Below are 19419 nucleotides of genomic sequence, written 5' to 3' on the forward strand. Positions count from 1 at the left end.
GAACCCTCTCTCAGCGCATGTTGCGCTCGACGGCGGAAAGACTGGCCTGAAAGGCCTCGCGGGCGAAACTGCGCTCCATATAGTCAAGCAACGGCTTGGCAGCTCGAGGCAACTCGATACCGAGTCTGGGCAAACGCCAGAGGATAGGCAACAGGCAGCAGTCGACGAGACTGATCTCGTCACTCATGAAATACGGCTTTTCCGCGAATATCGGCGACACGCCGGTCAAGCTTTCACGAAGCTCTTTGCGCGCCTGCGCGCGCTCCGGCTCAGCGGTACGCTGGTCAAGGATACGGTCGGCCAGCGAACACCAATCTCGCTGAATGCGATGAACCAGCAGGCGAGTATTCGCCCGCGCAACTGGATACACCGGCAATAAAGGGGGATGGGGGTAACGCTCTTCCAGATACTCCAGAATCACACTCGGCTCATACAGTGCCAGATCGCGATCCACCAGCGTCGGAACACTGGCATACGGGTTCACCTCGGCCAGCTTGACCGGACACTGCCCCGCCTCGACGTCAAGTATGTCCACACTGACGCCTTTCTCTGCGAGCACGAGACGAACGCGATGGGAATAGTGGTCGGCGGGATCGGAGTAGCAGCCCAACCGATTGGTTGCAGCCATAGGTCCTTCCTCACTCTTTTATCTTGAAGCAGAAAAAACACGCGCGCCCAGAGGGCGCGCGCAGGGTACAGCAGTTGGAACGTGCAGCTTAGTGAACGTCTTTCCAGTACTCACGCTTGAGCAGGTAAGCGAACACGAAGAACACCGCCAGGAACAGCAGCACATAGGTACCGATGCGCTGGCTCTCCAGCTTGACCGGGTTTGCCGAATAGGCAAGGAAGGTCACCAGGTTCTTGATCTTCTCGTCATACTCGGCCTCGGAGAGCGTGCCGGTACCAGGCTCGATGACCATCTGATCGCATGCCTCTTTAGTGATCGGCGTGCCGGTCAGAGGATCAAACTGCTTGCGACCGTCTTCGACCACCTGCACCTGCTTGCAGCCCACGACGCGACGCCCCTGAAGCGGAGCCAAGACGTGCGGCATACCCACGTTCGGGAAGACCGTGTTGTTGACGCCATAAGGGCGGGCCGGATCTTCGTAGAAACTGCGCATGTAGGTGTACAGCCAGTCGTTGCCGCGAACGCGAGCAACCAGGGTCAGGTCCGGCGGAGCGGCACCAAACCAGACCTTGGCATCATCAGGCTTCATGCCGATCTTCATGTGATCGCCAAACTTGGCATCAGCAAAGACGATGTTGTCCATCATGACCTCTTCGGGAATACCGAGGTCAGTGGCAACACGCTCATAACGCTGGTACTGCGCGCTATGACAACCCATGCAGTAGTTGGCGAAAGTCTTCAGCCCGTCCTGCATGGCCGCTTTGTCAGTCAGGTCGATATCGACCTTATCCAAGTGCACCTCGGTCCCTGCAGCGGAGGCAAAGACCGGCAGGATTGCAAGAATCAATGCAGCAAATTGCTTTTTCATCAGCCAGCCACCCTTTGCGGAACCACTTTGGTCTTCTCGAGCTTGGTATAGAACGGCATCAGGATGAAGTAGCCGAAGTAGATAGCAGTACATATCCGCGCGAGCAGAGTGCGCTCGGGAGTCGGTGCAAGTACGCCAAGCACGCCGAGAATGATGAAGGATACACAGAACGCCAACAGCGTTACTTTGCTCATCCAACCCTTGTACTTCATGGATTTGACCGGGCTTCGATCCAACCAGGGCAACACGAAGAGCACTGCGATCGCCGCCCCCATGGCGATAACACCAAGCAGCTTGTCAGGCACCGCACGCAGAATCGCGTAGAACGGAGTGAAGTACCAAACAGGAGCAATGTGTGCCGGAGTCTTGAACGCGTTCGCCACTTCGAAGTTCGGCTTCTCAAGGAAATAGCCACCCATCTCAGGGAAGAAGAACACGACCGCACAGAAGACGAAGAGGAACACCACGACACCGACAATGTCCTTAACGGTGTAGTACGGGTGGAACGGGATACCATCGAGCGGCACGCCGTTCTCATCCTTGGTCTTCTTGATATCGACACCCATCGGGTTGTTCGAGCCAACCTCGTGCAGCGCCAGGATGTGCAGAACGACCAGGCCAAGAATGACGATTGGCAGCGCGATCACGTGCAACGCGAAGAAGCGGTTCAGCGTGATGCCTGAGATGAGGTAGTCACCGCGAATCCACTGGGTCAGGTCACCACCGATGACCGGAATGGCACCAAACAGCGAGATGATTACCTGGGCACCCCAGTAGGACATCTGTCCCCAAGGCAGCAGATAGCCCATGAAGGCCTCAGCCATGAGCGCCAGATAGATCATCATGCCGAAGATCCACACCAGCTCGCGCGGCTTCTGATAGGAGCCGTAGAGGATCCCGCGAAACATATGCAGATAGACCACCACGAAGAACGCAGACGCGCCCGTGGAGTGCAGGTAACGGATGATCCAGCCGTACTCAACGTCGCGCATGATGTATTCGACGGAGGCGAACGCGCCCTCAGCCGAAGGCTCGAAGCTCATGGTCAGCCAGATACCGGTAAGAATCTGATTGACCAGTACGAGCAGCGCCAGCGAACCGAAGAAATACAGGACGTTGAAGTTCTTGGGGGCGTAGTACTTCGAAAGATGGTCTTCCCACATCTTGGTCGCGGGGAAGCGGGCGTCGACCCATTCCATGAACTTGCTCATCAGGCGTTCTCCTGGTCCACACCGATGATGATTACATTATCGGTCTCGTACGAGTGCGGGGGCACCGGCAGGTTCAAGGGAGCTGGCTGCGACTTATAGACGCGACCGGCCATATCGTATTTGGAACCATGGCAAGGACAGAAATACCCACCAAGCCAATCAGCACCGAGATCGGCCGCAGCCACCTCAGGACGGAAGGACGGCGCACAGCCGAGGTGAGTACACAGACCGACCACCACGAGCAACTCGGGCTTGATCGACCGGTTCTTCGGATCGACATAAGCAGGCTGCTCGGAAGCCTTGGACTCAGGATCGGCTACCTGGCCGGCAACCTTCTCCAGATTTCCGAGGACCTCGTCGGTCCGACGCACGATAAATACCGGCTGACCGCGCCACTCGGCGACCATCTGCTGCCCCGGCTCGATCTTGCTGATATTTACCCTTACCGGCGCACCGGCAGCCTTGGCCTTGGCACTCGGGAACCACGATCCCACAAACGGGACCGCAGCACCCACCGCTCCTGCAGCGCCCACCACCGAAGTGGCGGCCACAAGGAAGCGACGCCGGCCTGCATTCACGCCGTCATTGCTCATTCAGTCGTCTCCCATCAGCTTCTTATGGCCTGCTTGACGCAGGCATGTACCACGTAAAATTGGGCCGCGAAAAATTCGCCAAATGGTAAAGAAAAGGCCTTCTTCTGACAAGGTAATAGCCTGTCACATAAGCCCTAATGCCCGGCCTTCAGGCTTTCCAGCGCGCGACACACTGTCGCACCGCCATATAAAAACGCATCCCAAAAAAAAACGCCCAGCTCCGAACGAAACTGGGCGTTTCTTTTGAAAGCGCGAATTAGCGCTTGGAGTACTGCGGACGCTTGCGCGCTTTGCGCAGACCGACCTTCTTACGCTCCACTTCACGAGCGTCGCGAGTGACGAAGCCAGCCTTACGCAGCGGGCTGCGCAGAGTTTCGTCATACGAGATCAGAGCACGAGTGATACCGTGACGAATGGCACCGGCTTGACCACTGACACCACCACCAAAAACGGTGACGTAGATGTCGAACTTCTCGACAGTCTCAGTCAGCTCCAGCGGCTGGCGAACGACCATGCGGGCAGTTTCGCGACCGAAGAAGTTATCCAGCTCACGGTTGTTGATGGAGATCTTGCCAGTACCCGGGCGCAGAAAGACGCGCGCGGTTGCAGTCTTGCGACGGCCAGTGCCGTAATTTTGAGTCGCCGACATAATGAACTATTCCGTTAAATCTTCAGTTCTTGGGGCTGCTGGGCGGTGTGCGGGTGGTTGGCACCCTTGTACACCTTCAGCTTACGATACATGTCGCGACCCAGCGGGTTCTTCGGCAGCATGCCTTTGACCGCGGTCTCGATCACACGCTCGGGCGCCTTGGCGATCAGCTTCTCGAAGCTGATCGACTTGATGCCACCCGGGAAACCGGAGTGAGAGTAGTACACCTTGTCTGTGGCCTTGGCACCAGTCACACGCACTTGCTCAGCGTTGATCACGACGATGTAATCGCCAGTATCTACGTGAGGGGTGTATTCCGGCTTATGCTTGCCACGCAGGCGGCTAGCGATTTCGGTTGCCAGACGACCCAGGGTCTGGCCGGCAGCGTCGACGACGAACCAGTCGCGCTTGACGGTTTCCGGTTTAGCAGTAAATGTCTTCATTCGTTATAGCCTCAGGGGCCGCCCTGAAAATAAGACGGCGAATCTTACTGAATGGTGCTCGCCCTGGCAAGGCCAGGGCAGCCGGAAACAGACGCTATCGGGGGCTCGGGTCAGCGCGTCCGCCACGGCAGTGGTTCGGTAGGCTAGGCATCCCCTACCTTTGGCTTGCGTCGACAGGCTAGGCATCCCCGGCGACAGGCTGCGGAATTATCCTGATTACCAGCAAAATAGCAACCGACATTTATAGTTATCGAATTCCGCTACACCCGCTCTCAAGCAGGCACAGCCCACCAAACAGGGAGCCTCACTCCCTAGATCTGCCAGCGTGACATCCAGGGCACTTCGGATACGTCGAACGCTCTCATGAGCACAAGCCGTCCCGTCTTCGTTAAGCTCTTCGGCACTCAGTCTCGGATCACGCGAGGTATTGCATGGAATATCGCTCACTCGGCCGCACAAATCTGAAAGTCAGTTCACTTTGCCTCGGCACCATGACATGGGGAGAACAGAACGACCAGGCCCAGGCATTCGCCCAGATCGACCGGGCGAAGACTGCCGGCATCAACTTCATAGATACGGCCGAGATGTACCCGGTGCCGCCGCGCCCGGAAACCTACGCAACCACTGAGCAATACATAGGAAATTACTTCCAGAGCCGGGGCGACAGAGCCGACTGGATCATAGCCACGAAGATCGCGGGACCCGGCAACGGCATTACACACATTCGCGACGGTCAACCCAAATTCAATCGCGAACAGATCCGCACCGCGCTCGATAACAGCCTTCGGCGTCTGCAGACCGACTGGATCGACCTGTACCAGCTGCATTGGCCGGAACGCAGCACCAACTTTTTCGGGCAGCTGGGCTACCGACATCAAGATGGCGACTTCACTCCACTGGAAGAAACTCTCGAAGCGCTCGATGCCGAAGTCAAAGCGGGCAGAATCCGCCACATCGGCCTGTCCAACGAAACGCCTTGGGGCGCGATGAAATACCTGCAATTAGCCGAAGCTCGCGGCTTGCCGCGTTCGGTTTCGATACAGAACCCTTATAACCTGCTCAATCGCAGTTTCGAGGTCGGCCTGGCGGAAATCAGCATCCGCGAACAATGCGGCCTACTCGCGTACTCGCCACTAGCATTCGGCATGCTCAGCGGCAAATACGAGAACGGTGCTCGCCCTGCCAGCGCGCGCCTCACGCTCTTTCAACGTTTCGCACGCTATAACAATCCCCAGGCCAAAGCCGCATGCTCTCGGTACGTTAAACTGGCTCGCGAGCATGGACTGGATCCAGCACAGATGGCACTTGCCTATGTCACAGCGCAACCCTTCGTCACCAGCAATATCATCGGCGCGACATCACTAGAGCAACTTGAGTCGAATATCCGTAGCGCCGAAATTACGCTCTCGAGTGAAGTGCTAGCCGCAATTGAAGCGATCCACACAGAACAGCCGAATCCAGCCCCCTAAGCCCCTTCACGAAGCAACGACTACTGCGCACCGGCAACAACGAGCACAAAGGAATCACTAGCATGATCGCCGCTCACCTGCTTGCTCCATCCAGCCTGCTGGCAGGCTGGATAATCTATGTGATCGCGCTGTTATGGGCGACCTGGCGAGCTCCCTGGGTCGAGCTCTTCAGTGATACTCGCCGTCAGCACTTGCTGTTCGGCGCAATGCTTTCGATCTTTCTGCTCTGGCTGGTGCGAAGGGACTTCGATTCGGGCCTTTCATTCCACTTCATCGGGCTGACAGCCGTCACCTTGCTACTGGACTGGCCACTGGCAATCATCGCCGCCCTCATCGCCCAGGTCGGCCTGACACTGACAGGTCATCAACAAGTTGCAGCCCTGGGCATGAACGGCATCCTGCTGGTACTGATCCCAGTGCTGGTCACGGTTGTATGCGCGCGAATCGTCGAACGCGCCCAACCCCGCAACCTGTTCGTCTTCATTTTCTTCGCTGGATTCTTTCCAGCGGCGCTCGCAGCATTGGCGTGCATCCTGGCATCGCTCGGCGTACTGCTACTAGATGGTCGCTACCCGATGCCGCCTTGGCTGGCGGATTTTGCCGGCTACCTATGGCTGGTCATGTTCCCCGAAGCCTTCATCAACGGCACAGCCATTACCGCTCTGGTGGTTTTCTACCCGGACTGGATGGAAAGTTTCAATCAAAGCCGCTATCTGCAGGCGCCATGGAAAGAAGACAAGTAGCGTCAAAGCGCTAGTGCTCGCGCGGAGGCATGTCACCGGAGAACAGATCATCCTCGAGCTCATTGCCAGGAATCGCGTGCGCTTCCGACGCCCAGGCACCAAGATCGATAAGCTTGCAACGATCGGAACAGAACGGCCGGCTTGGGCTTTGCGCCCCCCACTCTACCGGCGCTCCACACGTCGGACACTCAACTATCGCAGCGGTCATACCTGCCCTCCTCGTAACTTCAAATAAAAGCGGTGCAATCGCTCGACCTCCGACCCTAGCCACGACAGATCTCGATCATTTACCAGCACATCATCGGCATGTTGCAGGCGCGCTTCACGACTGGCCTGCGCCTTGAGAATCGCCCGCACCTGCTCCTCACTGACTTGATCACGTGCCATCGTGCGCGCAACCTGGAGTGACACAGGGACGTCCACAACCAGCACACGATTGACCTGACGGTACTGCCCTGACTCGATCAGGAGCGGAGAAGCCATGATGGCGTAAGGCGACTCAGCCAAGGCGAGATGCCTGGCGATCTCAGCTCGAATCAGAGGATGCAGCAGCTGTTCCAACCACTGCCTGTCGGCCGGGTTATCGAATATACGCTCACGCAGCCCTTTTCGATCCAGAGAGCCGTCCGTGAGCAAGATGCCTGAGCCGAAGCGCTCGGCAATCTGCAGCAACGCTGGCCGCCCCGGCTCGACCACCCAGCGCGCCGCCTGATCGGCATCGACGACATGTACGCCCAGACTGGCGAAGCGATCCAGCACCGCGGTCTTGCCACTACCAATGCCGCCAGTCAACCCGAGAATCCAGGGTTTCATTGCAACCACACCCAGACTAAAAACAGGACGCGCAGTAGTAACTACTCAGCCTGCGAAGCGCAAGCCCAGAACGTCTTTCGTTAAGAGTACAAGTCGGCGGAACGGCTTTCGACTCAGCAATAGTGTCCGACTTAGAAGCGCGCGAACTGGAGATAGCTCTCGGTAATCCAGTCACCCCAAAGCAACGCGATCCAGCCGGCGATCGCCAAGTAGGGACCGAAAGGGATGGGCGTGCTGCTCTCGGCGCGCTGCACCCGCAACAGGATTGTGCCAAGAACAGCCCCAACCACCGACGACAGTAGGATGGTAAGTGGTAACACCTGCCAGCCACCCCAAGCTCCTAACATCGCAAGCAGTTTGAAATCGCCATAGCCCATACCTTCTTTGCCGGTGACCAGCTTGAACAGCCAATAAACCGACCACAGGCTCAGATATCCCGCTACCGCTCCCCACAGTGCACTTTCAAGCGATACGAACAAGCCGAAGCTGTTCAGGATGAGACCAAGCCACAACAACGGCAGAACCAGCGAATCGGGCAGCAACTGATGATCGATATCGATCATGCTCATCGCCACCAACCCCCAGGTCAGGAACAGCATTGCGCCAGCCTGCCAGGTCAACCCGAAATGCCAAGCGACATAGCCAGAAAGCAGGCCGCACGCCAACTCCACAAGGGGATAGCGACTGCTGATCGGCGCCCGGCATGACGAACACTTGCCACGCAAGGCCAGCCAGCTGACCAAGGGGATATTCTCCCAAGAGCGAATCTGATGATCACAGTGCGGGCACCGCGAGCTTGGCAGCAGCAGATTGAAGCGCTCACGGACCGGCTCCGGCGGGCACTCGAGATACTCAAGCGCCTGCGCGCGCCACTCACGCTGCATCATGATCGGCAGGCGATAAATCAAGACATTGAGAAAGCTGCCGATCAACAAGCCCAGCAAAGCAGCGAACAAAACAAAGGCCAGCACGTGGCTGGCCAGATAATCGATCAACATCATAATCAGACGACGGCACCCAGCTGGAAAATCGGGAGATACATGGCAATGATCAAACCGCCGACCAGCACACCAAGCACCGCCATGATCATTGGCTCCATCAGAGCAGTCAGCCCGTCGACCATATTGTCGACTTCGTCTTCATAGAACGTCGCCACCTTCGCAAGCATCTCATCAAGAGAGCCGGACTCCTCGCCAATCGCCGTCATCTGGATCGCCATACTGGGAAAGGTGCCGGTAGTGCGCATCGAAAAGTTAAGCTGCATACCACTGGATACATCAGCCTTGACCTTCATGGTCGCATTGCGGAACACCACATTGCCGGTCGCCCCGGCCACCGAGTCCAATGCATCGACCAACGGTACACCGGCGGCAAAGGTAGTGGCCAGCGTGCGCGCAAAGCGCGCCACCGCAGACTTATAGAGAATATCGCCGACCACTGGGATCTTGAGCAAAAAACGGTCAAACCCATTGCGGAAACGTTCCGATTTGCCGTGGGCAGTCTTGAAAGCATAAGCCGCCCCAAACATGACGAGCAGCACCACGTGCCACCAGGCCTGCAGCGCTTCGGACAAGCCAATCACCATCAATGTAAACGCCGGGAGCTCCGCGCCGAAGTTTGCGAAGACGTCCTGAAACTGCGGAACCACCTTGATCAGCAAGATCGCCGAAACAATGATTGCAACCAATACGACGGCAATAGGGTAATTCATCGCCTTCTTGATCTTGGCCTTCAGGGCCTCGGTCTTTTCCTTGTAGGTTGCCACCCGATCAAGCAGCGTTTCTAGCGAACCGGACTGCTCGCCCGAGTCAACCAGATTGCAATAGAGATCATCGAAGTATTGAGGCTTCTTGCGCAGCGCCGTTGCGAAGCTATTACCCGCGGCGACCTCCTGTTTCAGATCATCCACCAGCTTGCGCATGTTCGGATTGTCAAAGCCCTCACCGATGATGTCGAAGGACTGCAATAGCGGCACACCTGCTTTCATCATGGTTGCCATCTGGCGAGTGAACAGGGCGATGTCCATCGGCTTGATCTTTTTGCCAGCACTGAACAGCGAAACCGACTTCTTGCGCACCTTTTGGGGATTGACACCCTGCTTGCGCAGCTGCGCCTTGACCATCGCGGGGCTCACGCCGTTGAGCTCGCCCTTTATCTTCGCGCCCTGCTTGTTTGTCCCTTCCCAGGTGAACACACTGGTTTTTATCGCTTTCTGCGCCATGTTAGTCCTTGGTCACCCGGTTCACTTCTTCCAGGCTGGTCACGCCCTGCATGGCTTTAACTAGAGCCGAAGTACGCAGATCGTTAAAGCCGTCTTTACGCATCTGGGTGGAAATGTCGATGGAATTGCCGTCCTCCATGATAATCCTGGCCAACGCCGGCGTGTTTTTAACCACTTCATAAATACCGACACGCCCTTTGTAACCGCCCACACAGTTTTCGCAGCCTACCGGCCCGTAAATCTTGAAAGTACCGATGCTTTCTTCGGGGAAGCCTTCCTTGAGCAACGCATCGCGCGGTACCTCGACTTCCTTCTTGCAGGTCGAGCACAGCTTGCGCGCCAGCCGCTGGGCGATGATCAGGTTCACCGAGGTGGCGATATTGAACGCAGCCACCCCCATGTTACGCAGGCGCGTCAGGGTTTCCGCGGCACTGTTGGTGTGCAGGGTGGACATCACCATATGGCCTGTCTGCGCCGCCTTGATGGCGATCTCGGCCGTTTCCAGGTCACGAATCTCACCTACCATGATCACGTCCGGATCCTGGCGCAGAAAGGCGCGCAACGCCTGGGCGAAATCCATGCCCTGACGTGGATTGACGTTAACCTGGTTGATGCCCTCCAGGTTGATCTCCACCGGGTCTTCAGCAGTCGAGATATTCACATCCACCGTGTTGAGGATATTCAGACCGGTGTACAGCGAAACCGTCTTGCCCGAGCCGGTCGGCCCGGTGACCAGGATCATGCCCTGGGGCTGCTTGAGCGCATCCATATACAGCTGCTTCTGCGACTCCTCGTAGCCCAGGGCATCGATGCCCATCTGCGCGCTGGAGGGATCGAGAATCCGCATCACGATCTTTTCGCCCCACAGCGTCGGCAGGGTGTTCACGCGAAAGTCGATGGCCTTAGTCTTGGAAAGCTTCATCTTGATCCGGCCATCCTGCGGCTTGCGCCGCTCGGAAATATCCAGCCCGGCCATCACTTTCAACCGCGCGGAGATACGCGGAGCCAGCTGGATCGGTGGCCGCGCCACCTCATGCAGCACCCCATCGGTACGCAGGCGCACCCGGTAGGCCTTTTCATAGGGTTCAAAGTGTAGGTCCGATGAGCCACCGCGTATGGCATCGAGCAGCATCTTATTGACGAAGCGTACTACCGGGGCGTCATCGGCGGCCTCACCCTCCTCTCCGCCTTTGGCATCATCATTGACAGACTCGACGTCGATGCCGTCCAGATCAACTTCGCCCAACTCCTCCAGACCACTCGTACCGCTGTCATAGAGCTTGTCGATGGCAGCACCCAGCTTGTCGTCCTCCACCAGAATCGATTCGATGGTCAGCCCGGTACTGAACTGGATATCGGCGATCGACTGGTGATTGGCCGGATCGGAAATGGCGACATAGAGTTTGGTGCCACGCTTGACCAGAGGCAGTACCCGATGCTGACGCGCTAGCTTCTCACTGACTAGATCCTTGGGGAGCGAGTCCTTTTCCAGCGCAGCCAAGTCCATCAAGGCGACCCCAAACTGGTCAGACGCAAGCTCGGCAACCGCCCGCCCCTTCGCCAGCTTGTTCTGCACCACATAGGTCACTAGTGACAGCTTATTGCGATGCGCCTGCAGTTGGGCCTGCTGCGCCGTCTTTTCATCCAATACCCCAGCCTGCACCATCTGCCGGGCCAGGCCGGAAAGGGAGATATTTTCGTTCATAACGCTCTCACGGAAATCGAATGCTCCGCCTTATAACGCAGTTAACCGAAGGTTCAAACAACCACACCACAAAGTGCCGTGTTTCGTCACATATCGCCGCCACAAGCATGTGGTTTAAAAAAATCCATGGAAAGCCGCCGGACCTGCCACCCCGTCTTACGCGCAAGTGCCATCACCCGAAGAGACCGGCCCATCTCTTTCATACAGCAAGACACGGACAGCCATCACATTATCGATCAAGAAAAATCGCCTGATCATAATCTGGCACGCCAACTGCTTTAGATCTGCCAGGCTCACAGCCTTAACACTTAAAGGAGATTCAAATGAAAGCTCAGATGCAGAAGGGTTTTACTCTTATTGAATTGATGATCGTTGTAGCGATCATCGGGATTTTGGCTGCGGTTGCGATCCCGCAATATCAGGACTACACCTCCAAGTCTCAAGTATCGGCTGGTCTCGCTGAAGTTGCCCCGGCGAAGACTGCCTTTGAGCTAGCTATTAATGACGGTCGAGCGCTCACTGCTAACAACCTCACCGAGCTAGGGATTCAGCACTCCGCTCGCTGCACCATGACGTCGGCGGCCTATGTTCCCGCCACTGGTATTACCGCAAAAACCAACCTCATCACATGCGAATTGAAAGGTAACGCAAAAATTACCGGCGCCAAGATCAATATGGCTCGCGATGCGGATGGCAAGTGGAGCTGCGAGATTGATAAAGTTACCGGCTGGAAGGAGGCTTACACTCCCGCTGGCTGCACCGCTTCCTAATCGTTTACACTTAGCCTTGCAGGGCGGGTTAGGCTTACGCTGACACACCGCTCTGACCGGCCACGCGAAGCCCCTTCTGTGGGGCTTCGCTTTTTTGGGCCTCAAGCGCTTGCCGTGGAAAACTGCCATGTCACGGATCGAAGCCCTTATTCCGGCTACGATAGCTTACGCACTGCTTGCAGTGCTGCTCATCGCCTTTTCCTTCTCGGCCATAGACACTTGGCATCTCGGTTACGGCTGGCATGACCAACAGCGCATCTATCAATTGCTCCTGCTATGCGCCTGCGCCCCGCTGGCTTTTTTGTTACCCCAACGTGCCTTGCCCCGCCCCGCCTTACTGCTCTTGTCCAGCCTGCTTTTGCTGGGGCTGTGTTCATCCGCGTTGTCGGCCTTGCCACAATGGGCCTTGAAGGAATGGAGCCGCTATATCGGGCTACTCCTTCTGTCTTTAGTTGTAGGCGGCCTAGCAGAACGCCCAATCTGGCAAAGCTTCATACTTTGGGTAATGGCTGCTGTCGGCTTCCTCCATGCGTTTCAGTTTCTCGTTTATTACTTGATGGCGTTTGTCACTGGCATACGTATGCTCGATGCCGACATTCTGTTCAATGGTTTTTCCAACCCCCGTTTTTTTGGCCAGTTCCAAGTCATGCTGTTTCCCGTAATGGCGCTACTACTGAAGCGCTGCCATCACCAGCGCCGTACGTCTCTCACTACGCTGTTGGGGCTAGCACTTATTACTCAATGGTGCATCGCCTATACACTTGGCGGACGGGGCTTATGGCTAGGGCTAATAGTCAGTCACTTCGTTTTGCTGCTGATTAACCGGCAGCTTTGGCGCATCATGGCATTGCAAGCCAGCATGGCCTTATTGGGCTTTTCGCTATTTCTGTTGCTGTTCAAGCTTATTCCATTCTGGCTAGAACTCGCTCCCAGCTTACGTAATAGCTTGCGCGTCAGCCTGTCAGGACGTGAGCATCTATGGCAGCTGGCTTGGGAAGCAGCAGTAGCCAATCCATGGCTGGGCGTTGGCCCAATGCACTACTCGGCAAACTACAATCCCATTGCCGCCCATCCTCACCAGGTCGTGCTTCAATGGCTTGCTGAATGGGGCTTTGCCACGACCCTTTTTGCTCTCGCTATAGGTGCCTGGGGTCTGTCACATGGCGCTCGCTGCTTATGTCAAACTTCCGCCCATGAACTAGATGCGGGGCTTTGGGTAGCAATTGTCGGCGCACTAGTTCTGGCTCAGATCGATGGCGTCTTCGTCATGCCCTACACCGAAACCTGGCTGGCGTTATTAATTGGCCTAGCGCTGGCTCGCTGGAGTTCTCCCATACCTGCAAAAATGTCTCAACGTATAGCCATCGGAATCTTTGCCATACCGGTTGTGCTGGTGCTGGGAAAAGTACTAATTAAAGAAGCCCCGACGCTTCCGCTAACCCAAGAGACAGATATAAAAGAACACCATACAGGCTGGACGCCTCGTTTTTGGTCGCATGGATGGCTACCAGTGAAATCACCATAAGCAACTTCCGCACACGACACCAACGCTACGACCTACAGCTATGGGCCTTGCGTTACAAACATCGCGATATGGCGGCAGTTGCGCAGAGCCGAATACATTCTGGCGCGACCATAAGTCGTCCAAGGTCAATGCGATCCGTACCAAGACACTGATCTAGCAGGCCGATCTGGTAGTGGTGAGCTTTGGCGACAAGTAGAAGCAGTGGAACGCCGCGTTCGACGCGGGTTACTTCGCGGCGTCGGACAAGCCCTACATCACGCTGCATAGCGAAGACATCGTCCACCCCCCCATGAAGGAAGTCGATGCTGCGGCGATGGCTTGGGCGACCAGTACCGAGCAGGTCGTGAAAATTCTGAAGTATGTGCTGCGCGACTGATAGCCAGCGGTATCGGCAGGCCTACGGCCTGCGTTCGCCGCGAGGGCGCGCCTCCCACGAAAGCGGCTCGATGAACATACGGCATCGTGGAAACGCCAACCTGGGCGCGAAGCTTGGCCCTGCAGCACGTTGATCACGCCGAAGCGCTCAACGCTTGAACTCACGAACACGACTCCACCCTTCCCATTCCGTGTTAGTGACGGAGCGATCCCGAATGCAAAACGCCCTGCATCTGCAGGGCGTTTCTTTGTCACCGAAGCGTCCTTAGATCGCGCCGCGCTGACGCAGCAGGTCGATCACCTGTTTGACCCCCTCAGCGACACCGACAGATTCGGTATCGATCACCAAATCCGCATTGCCCGGCACATCATAGGGGAAGGACTCGCCCGGGATGTTGTCGCCGCCCGCAGCATACAAGCCTTGCGGATCGCGTTGCTGGCAGGTCAGCGGCGACGCCTGGACGTACACCGTGATCAGACGTTCGGCGCCTACCAGTGCCCTGACCTGTTCACGGCCTTCGGCGTCCGGCGCGACGAAGGCCGCCAGGGTAACCAGGCCGGCTTCGTTGAACTGCTTGGCAACCTGCGCGGCGCGGCGCCAGTTCTCGGTGCGGCCGGCGCGATCCTGCGGCAGGCCCTTGTTCAGGTCGTGGCGCAGGTTCTGGCCATCCAGCACGTAGACAGCACGCCCCATGTCGAACAGCTTGCGCTCGACTCCGTAGGCCAGCGTGCTCTTGCCCGCACCCGACAGGCCGGTGAACAGCACGGTGGCCGGCTGCTGGCCGAAGCGTGCCGCGCGCTCTTCGGTAGCCACGTGAGCCAACGCGCCGTGATGGCTGCCGGAACCCTGGATGACCGGATCGGCGATGATCATGCCCGCACCGACGGTACCGTTGGTGAGCCGGTCGATGACGATGAAGGCACCGGTGGTGCGGTTCTGCGCATAACCGTCCAGCGCGATGGACGTATCCAGGCTGACCCGGACCTTGCCGATCTCGTTGAGTTGCAGGCTGCTCGCCGGGCCTTGCTCCAGGGTATTCACGTCCACCGTGTGGGCGATGCTGGCGATGGAGCCGGGCACGTAGCTGGTGGCGCGCTTGATGTCGTACTTCTTGCCCGGCAGCATCGGCTCTTCGCCCATCCACACCAGCATGGCGTCGAAGCTGTCGGCGATACGTGGGCGACTGTCCGCATGTACCAGCATGTCGCCGCGCGAGACATCGATCTCGTCTTCCAGCGTCAGGGTGACGGCCTCACCCGGCGTCGCCTGCTCGAGCTCGCCATCGAAGGTGACGATGGACTTCACCCGGCTGGTCTTGCCGGACGGTAGCACAGCGATTTCGTCACCCTTGCGCACGATACCGCTGGCCAGGGTGCCGGCGAAGCCACGGAAGTTCAGATTCGGGCGGTTGACGTACTGCACCGGGAAGCGCAGGTCATCGAAGTTACGATCGCCGGCGATCTCGACGCTCTCGAGAATCTCCATCAGCGACTGCCCTTCATACCAAGGCGCACGTTCGCTGCGATTGACCACGTTGTCGCCCTTCAGCGCCGACATCGGCACGAAGTGCAGAGACGACGGCTTGAGTTCGATGCGATCGGCAAATGCCAGGTAGTCGGCCTTGATCTTCTCGAACACGCCCTGATCGAAGCTCATCAGGTCCATCTTGTTGATGGCGACGACGATATGCTTGATGCCCAGCAACGAGGTGATGAAGCTGTGGCGCTTGGTCTGGGTCTGCACCCCGTAGCGGGCATCTACCAGGATGATCGCGAGGTCGCAGGTGGACGCGCCGGTGGCCATGTTGCGCGTGTACTGCTCATGGCCGGGGGTGTCGGCAATGATGAACTTGCGCTTGGCGGTACTGAAATAACGGTAGGCAACGTCGATGGTGATGCCCTGCTCGCGCTCGGCCTGCAGCCCATCGACCAGCAGCGCCAGATCGACGTCTTCGCCAGTGGTACCGACCTTTTTGGAGTCGCGGGTAATCGCTTCGAGATGGTCCTCGTAGATCATCTTCGAATCGTGCAGCAGGCGGCCGATCAGGGTGCTCTTGCCGTCATCGACGTTGCCGCAGGTCAGGAAACGCAGGAGTTCCTTGCGCTCGTGTTGCGCCAGGTAGGCGAGGATGTCCTCGCTGATCAGTTCGGATTGATGACTCATGATGCGTTTCCTTAGAAATAACCCTGGCGTTTCTTTTCTTCCATCGAGCCGGTGGCGTCATGGTCGATGACGCGCCCCTGGCGCTCGGAAGTGCGGGTCAGGAGCATCTCCTGGATGATTTCCGGCAGGCTGGTCGCGGTCGACTCGACCGCACCGGTGAGCGGGTAGCAGCCGAGGGTGCGGAAGCGGACCATGCGTTTTTCGATGCGCCCTTTTTCCTCATCGGTGAGGTGCTCGAGGATCCGCTCATCGTCGATCATGATCAGCGTGCCGTTCTTCTCGATGACTTCCCGCTCGGCAGCGAAGTACAGCGGCACGATCGGGATCTGCTCGAGGTAGATGTATTGCCAGATGTCCAACTCAGTCCAGTTGGAGAGCGGGAACACACGGATCGACTCGCCCTTCTTGACCTTGCCGTTGTAGAGATTCCACAGCTCGGGGCGCTGGTTCTTCGGGTCCCAGCGGTGCTTGCTGTCACGGAAGGAGTAGACACGCTCCTTGGCGCGAGACTTCTCTTCGTCGCGACGGGCACCACCGAAGGCGGCATCGAAACCGTACTTGTCCAGCGCCTGCTTGAGCCCTTCGGTCTTCATCACATCGGTGTGCTTGGCACTTCCGTAGGTGAAGGGGTTCATGTCCTGCGCCACACCGTCGGGGTTGATGTGGGTGATCAGCTCAAGGCCCATCTCCTCGACCATCTTGGTGCGGAAGCTGTACATCTCCTGAAATTTCCAGCGCGTGTCGACATGCAGCACTGGGAACGGCAGCTTGCCAGGGAAGAAGGCCTTGCGCGCCAGGTGCAGCATTACGGCCGAATCTTTGCCGATGGAATACAGCATCACCGGGTTGCCGAACTCTGCAGCGACCTCACGAATGATATGGATGCTCTCCGCCTCCAGCTGTTTCAGATGCGTCAGTTTGTCGACCATGGCTACTCACGATTTTGCAGATGGACGGCCGGCGGGCCGTGGAATGGGCGCAACTCTAACACGACTTTCGATTCTAATCAGGCAGCCTTTTAGACCTAAAAGCTATAGATTTATATCGACTCGCCGCCGTGCTGCGGGACCGCTGAAATGGAGAATGCATGCCCCACTGCGCTCATAGGGCAAGCTTCAGGCGGGGTTCGGGCAATCGATAAATTGGTGCTCGATGCCGAAGCGGTTGGCAAGGTACTCACCCAGCGCATGGACCCCATAGCGCTCTGTCGCGTGGTGACCTGCAGCGAAGAAGCTCAGGCCGTTCTCTCGCGCGATATGCGCCGTGGGTTCGGAGATCTCGCCGGTGATATAGGCGTCCACTCCGACCGCCACGGCCTGGTCGATATAGCCTTGCGCGCCGCCAGTACACCAGGCGACACGCCGAATCGGGCTGTCGCCGGCGACCATCAGCGGCTCCCGCCCGAGCACGTCATGGATTCGACGCATGAACTCAGCCGGCGCCAGCGGCTTCTCGAGCGAACCAACCAGCCCCACCGAATGCGGATTACCCGGTTCCAGTGGACCGTCAATGCTAAGACCGAGCAATGCACCCAATCGGGCATTGTTGCCGACCTCGGGATGCACATCGAGCGGCAGGTGATAGGCCAGCAGGCTGACGTCATTGCTCAGCAAGGTCTTCAGGCGGCGCTGCTTCATGCCGACGATGCGGGCGTCCTCGTTCTTCCAGAAATACCCATGATGGACCAGAACAACATCGGCGCCCGCCTCGACCGCCGCATCCAGCAACGCCTGGCTGGCCGTCACACCACTGACGATCCGCGCCACCCGAGGGCGCCCTTCGACCTGCAGACCATTGGGGCAGTAATCGGCAATCCTGGCGGCATCCAGATATCGGTCTGCTTCCTGAACCAGGGCAGTGAGCGCAACAGTCATGGCAACCTCTTGGTAGATGAGACATGGCTCGATAGATTTCTCGTCGAACCGCCGTGGCAAATCATGCACACATGAAGCTGCATTTCAGTTAGAGCTTCGTATAATGCCGCCACCTTAAGGGGCGCTCCCCGCGCCCGCAACTCTGTCCGGACCCCTGCGCGATGTTCAATGCCCTACGTTTTCTCGGCTGGCCGTTGCTGGTCGGCCTGCTCGTAGCACTGCTGATCATCCAGCGTTACCCACAGCTGGTGGGTATCAAGGAGCAGGACCTCAGCCTGCGCCAGGCCCCGCTGGTTGCCAGCGCCCCACAGCAAGGGCCCTACTCCTACGGCAGCGCAGTGGCCGCAGCTGCACCGGCAGTCGCCAACCTCTACACCACCAAGGTCATCGAGAAGAGCGAGCAGCAACCGCTGTCCAAGGACCCGCTGTTTCAACGCTTCTTCAGTGACAACCTGCCCAGACAGCGGCGCATGGAGTCGAGTCTCGGTTCTGCGGTGATCATGAGTTCCGAAGGCTATCTGCTGACCAACAATCATGTAACTGCCAACGCAGAGCAGATTGTGGTAGCCCTCAAGGACGGCCGCGAAACGCTGGCACGGGTGATTGGCAGCGATCCCGAGACCGACCTTGCCGTGCTGAAGATCGACCTCGCAAACCTGCCGGCCATCACGCTCGGCCATTCAGATCGCATACGCGTGGGCGACGTCACCCTGGCGATCGGCAATCCCTTCGGTGTTGGCCAGACGGTCACCATGGGCATCATCAGCGCCACCGGTCGCAACCAGCTGGGCCTGAATACCTATGAGGATTTCATCCAGACAGACGCTGCAATCAACCGCGGCAACTCGGGCGGCGCGCTGGTGGATGCCGGCGGCAACCTGATCGGCATCAATACCGCCATCATTTCCGAGTCTGGCGGTTCCCAGGGCATCGGTTTCGCGATTCCGGTAAAGCTGGCACTGGAAGTGATGAAGTCGATCATCGAGCACGGCCAGGTTATCCGTGGCTGGCTGGGCGTGGAGGTGCAGTCGCTGACCCAGGAGCTTGCCGAGTCCTTTGGTCAGGAAGGACGACCGGGAATCGTGGTGGCGGGTGTCTACCGCGACGGCCCGGCGGCACGCGCCGGGCTTCAGCCAGGCGACCTGATCCTGAGCATCGACGGGGTGCAGTCGGCCGACGGACGCAGCTCGATGAACCAGGTTGCGCGCGCGCGTCCGGGCGAGAACATCGACATCGATATCCTGCGCAATGGCAAGCCACTGACCCTTACCGCCGAGGTCGGCATGCGACCACCTGTGAACGCGGCACCTAAATAACAAGGACTGTCCGCCCAACGGTATTAGGAACCGCCGCAACAGGCGCCATCTC

19 protein-coding genes and 1 pseudogene are annotated in these 19419 nt (G+C 58.0%); 6 read left to right on the top strand and 14 right to left on the bottom strand.

Annotated features, from left to right (window positions below):
• Positions 1 to 10 precede the first annotated feature (10 nt).
• From LO50_RS14830 to rplM, 6 genes are all read right to left on the bottom strand, one after another.
• Positions 11 to 628, bottom strand: coding sequence for a glutathione S-transferase N-terminal domain-containing protein (locus LO50_RS14830; protein ID WP_003302791.1), 618 nt, complete (start codon positions 626 to 628; stop codon positions 11 to 13).
• An 88-nt stretch (positions 629 to 716) separates the two neighbouring features.
• Positions 717 to 1496 carry a cytochrome c1 gene (locus LO50_RS14835; RefSeq protein WP_044315478.1) on the bottom strand — a complete coding sequence of 260 codons (780 nt, stop codon included), beginning with the start codon at positions 1494 to 1496 and terminating at the stop codon, positions 717 to 719.
• The gene (locus tag LO50_RS14840; RefSeq protein WP_003302794.1) at positions 1496 to 2707 is read right to left on the bottom strand and encodes a cytochrome b; all 1212 of its coding nucleotides are present in this window, start codon (positions 2705 to 2707) and stop codon (positions 1496 to 1498) included. The genes LO50_RS14835 and LO50_RS14840 overlap by 1 nt, the downstream gene beginning before the upstream one ends.
• Positions 2707 to 3300, bottom strand: a complete 594-nt coding sequence (gene petA / locus LO50_RS14845) for a ubiquinol-cytochrome c reductase iron-sulfur subunit (RefSeq protein WP_014821354.1) — start codon at positions 3298 to 3300, stop codon at positions 2707 to 2709. Before petA ends, LO50_RS14840 begins: the two co-directional genes overlap by 1 nt.
• A 256-nt stretch (positions 3301 to 3556) precedes the next feature.
• Positions 3557 to 3949, bottom strand: coding sequence for a 30S ribosomal protein S9 (rpsI, locus tag LO50_RS14850; protein ID WP_044315479.1), 393 nt, complete (start codon positions 3947 to 3949; stop codon positions 3557 to 3559).
• 14 nt (positions 3950 to 3963) lie between these two features.
• Positions 3964 to 4392 (bottom strand): 50S ribosomal protein L13, encoded by a 429-nt coding sequence (rplM, locus tag LO50_RS14855; RefSeq protein ID WP_044315480.1) that lies wholly within the window; start codon positions 4390 to 4392, stop codon positions 3964 to 3966.
• Between the two features lie 431 nt (positions 4393 to 4823).
• On the opposite strand from rplM, the gene LO50_RS14860 reads away from it, so the two are divergent.
• Together LO50_RS14860 and LO50_RS14865 are read left to right on the top strand one after the other, a co-directional pair.
• Entirely contained in the window at positions 4824 to 5861 is a 1038-nt protein-coding gene (locus LO50_RS14860; protein WP_044315481.1) for an NADP(H)-dependent aldo-keto reductase, read from the top strand.
• A 62-nt stretch (positions 5862 to 5923) separates the two neighbouring features.
• Positions 5924 to 6604 (top strand): energy-coupling factor ABC transporter permease, encoded by a 681-nt coding sequence (locus LO50_RS14865; protein WP_044315482.1) that lies wholly within the window; start codon positions 5924 to 5926, stop codon positions 6602 to 6604.
• Positions 6605 to 6614: 10 nt separating this feature from the next.
• Here LO50_RS14865 and yacG read toward each other — a convergent pair whose 3' ends face one another.
• The 5 genes from yacG to pilB form a co-directional block, all read right to left on the bottom strand.
• Positions 6615 to 6812 (bottom strand): DNA gyrase inhibitor YacG, encoded by a 198-nt coding sequence (gene yacG / locus LO50_RS24215; protein ID WP_080902117.1) that lies wholly within the window; start codon positions 6810 to 6812, stop codon positions 6615 to 6617.
• Positions 6809 to 7417 carry a dephospho-CoA kinase gene (gene coaE / locus LO50_RS14870; protein WP_031297489.1) on the bottom strand — a complete coding sequence of 203 codons (609 nt, stop codon included), beginning with the start codon at positions 7415 to 7417 and terminating at the stop codon, positions 6809 to 6811. Before coaE ends, yacG begins: the two co-directional genes overlap by 4 nt.
• 131 nt (positions 7418 to 7548) lie before the next feature.
• Positions 7549 to 8418 (bottom strand): prepilin peptidase, encoded by an 870-nt coding sequence (locus tag LO50_RS14875; RefSeq protein WP_044315483.1) that lies wholly within the window; start codon positions 8416 to 8418, stop codon positions 7549 to 7551.
• 2 nt (positions 8419 to 8420) lie between these two features.
• Complete coding sequence (locus tag LO50_RS14880; protein ID WP_003302807.1) at positions 8421 to 9638, bottom strand: type II secretion system F family protein; 1218 nt, start codon at positions 9636 to 9638, stop codon at positions 8421 to 8423.
• A gap of 1 nt (position 9639) precedes the next feature.
• Complete coding sequence (gene pilB / locus LO50_RS14885; protein ID WP_044315484.1) at positions 9640 to 11343, bottom strand: type IV-A pilus assembly ATPase PilB; 1704 nt, start codon at positions 11341 to 11343, stop codon at positions 9640 to 9642.
• A 323-nt stretch (positions 11344 to 11666) separates the two neighbouring features.
• On the opposite strand from pilB, the gene LO50_RS25400 reads away from it, so the two are divergent.
• From LO50_RS25400 to LO50_RS14900, 3 genes and pseudogenes are all read left to right on the top strand, one after another.
• Positions 11667 to 12113 (top strand): pilin, encoded by a 447-nt coding sequence (locus LO50_RS25400; RefSeq protein WP_044315485.1) that lies wholly within the window; start codon positions 11667 to 11669, stop codon positions 12111 to 12113.
• A gap of 127 nt (positions 12114 to 12240) precedes the next feature.
• Complete coding sequence (locus LO50_RS14895) at positions 12241 to 13638, top strand: O-antigen ligase family protein (protein ID WP_044315486.1); 1398 nt, start codon at positions 12241 to 12243, stop codon at positions 13636 to 13638.
• Between the two features lie 91 nt (positions 13639 to 13729).
• Positions 13730 to 14014 (top strand): annotated as a pseudogene (locus LO50_RS14900) (YtoQ family protein); the annotation flags it as partial.
• A 264-nt stretch (positions 14015 to 14278) separates the two neighbouring features.
• Here LO50_RS14900 and cysN read toward each other — a convergent pair.
• The 3 genes from cysN to LO50_RS14915 form a co-directional block, all read right to left on the bottom strand.
• Positions 14279 to 16177 carry a sulfate adenylyltransferase subunit CysN gene (gene cysN / locus LO50_RS14905; protein ID WP_044315487.1) on the bottom strand — a complete coding sequence of 633 codons (1899 nt, stop codon included), beginning with the start codon at positions 16175 to 16177 and terminating at the stop codon, positions 14279 to 14281.
• An 11-nt stretch (positions 16178 to 16188) separates the two neighbouring features.
• A complete protein-coding gene (cysD, locus tag LO50_RS14910; RefSeq protein ID WP_023445904.1) occupies positions 16189 to 17106 on the bottom strand; it encodes a sulfate adenylyltransferase subunit CysD in 918 nt (305 codons plus the stop codon).
• Between the two features lie 186 nt (positions 17107 to 17292).
• Entirely contained in the window at positions 17293 to 18051 is a 759-nt protein-coding gene (locus LO50_RS14915; protein ID WP_044315488.1) for a Nif3-like dinuclear metal center hexameric protein, read from the bottom strand.
• 161 nt (positions 18052 to 18212) lie between these two features.
• On the opposite strand from LO50_RS14915, the gene algW reads away from it, so the two are divergent.
• Positions 18213 to 19367, top strand: a complete 1155-nt coding sequence (gene algW / locus LO50_RS14920) for a Do family serine endopeptidase AlgW (protein ID WP_044315489.1) — start codon at positions 18213 to 18215, stop codon at positions 19365 to 19367.
• Positions 19368 to 19419: the final 52 nt, after the last annotated feature.

It is taken from the genome of Stutzerimonas stutzeri (assembly GCF_000935215.1).
GTDB lineage: Bacteria > Pseudomonadota > Gammaproteobacteria > Pseudomonadales > Pseudomonadaceae > Stutzerimonas.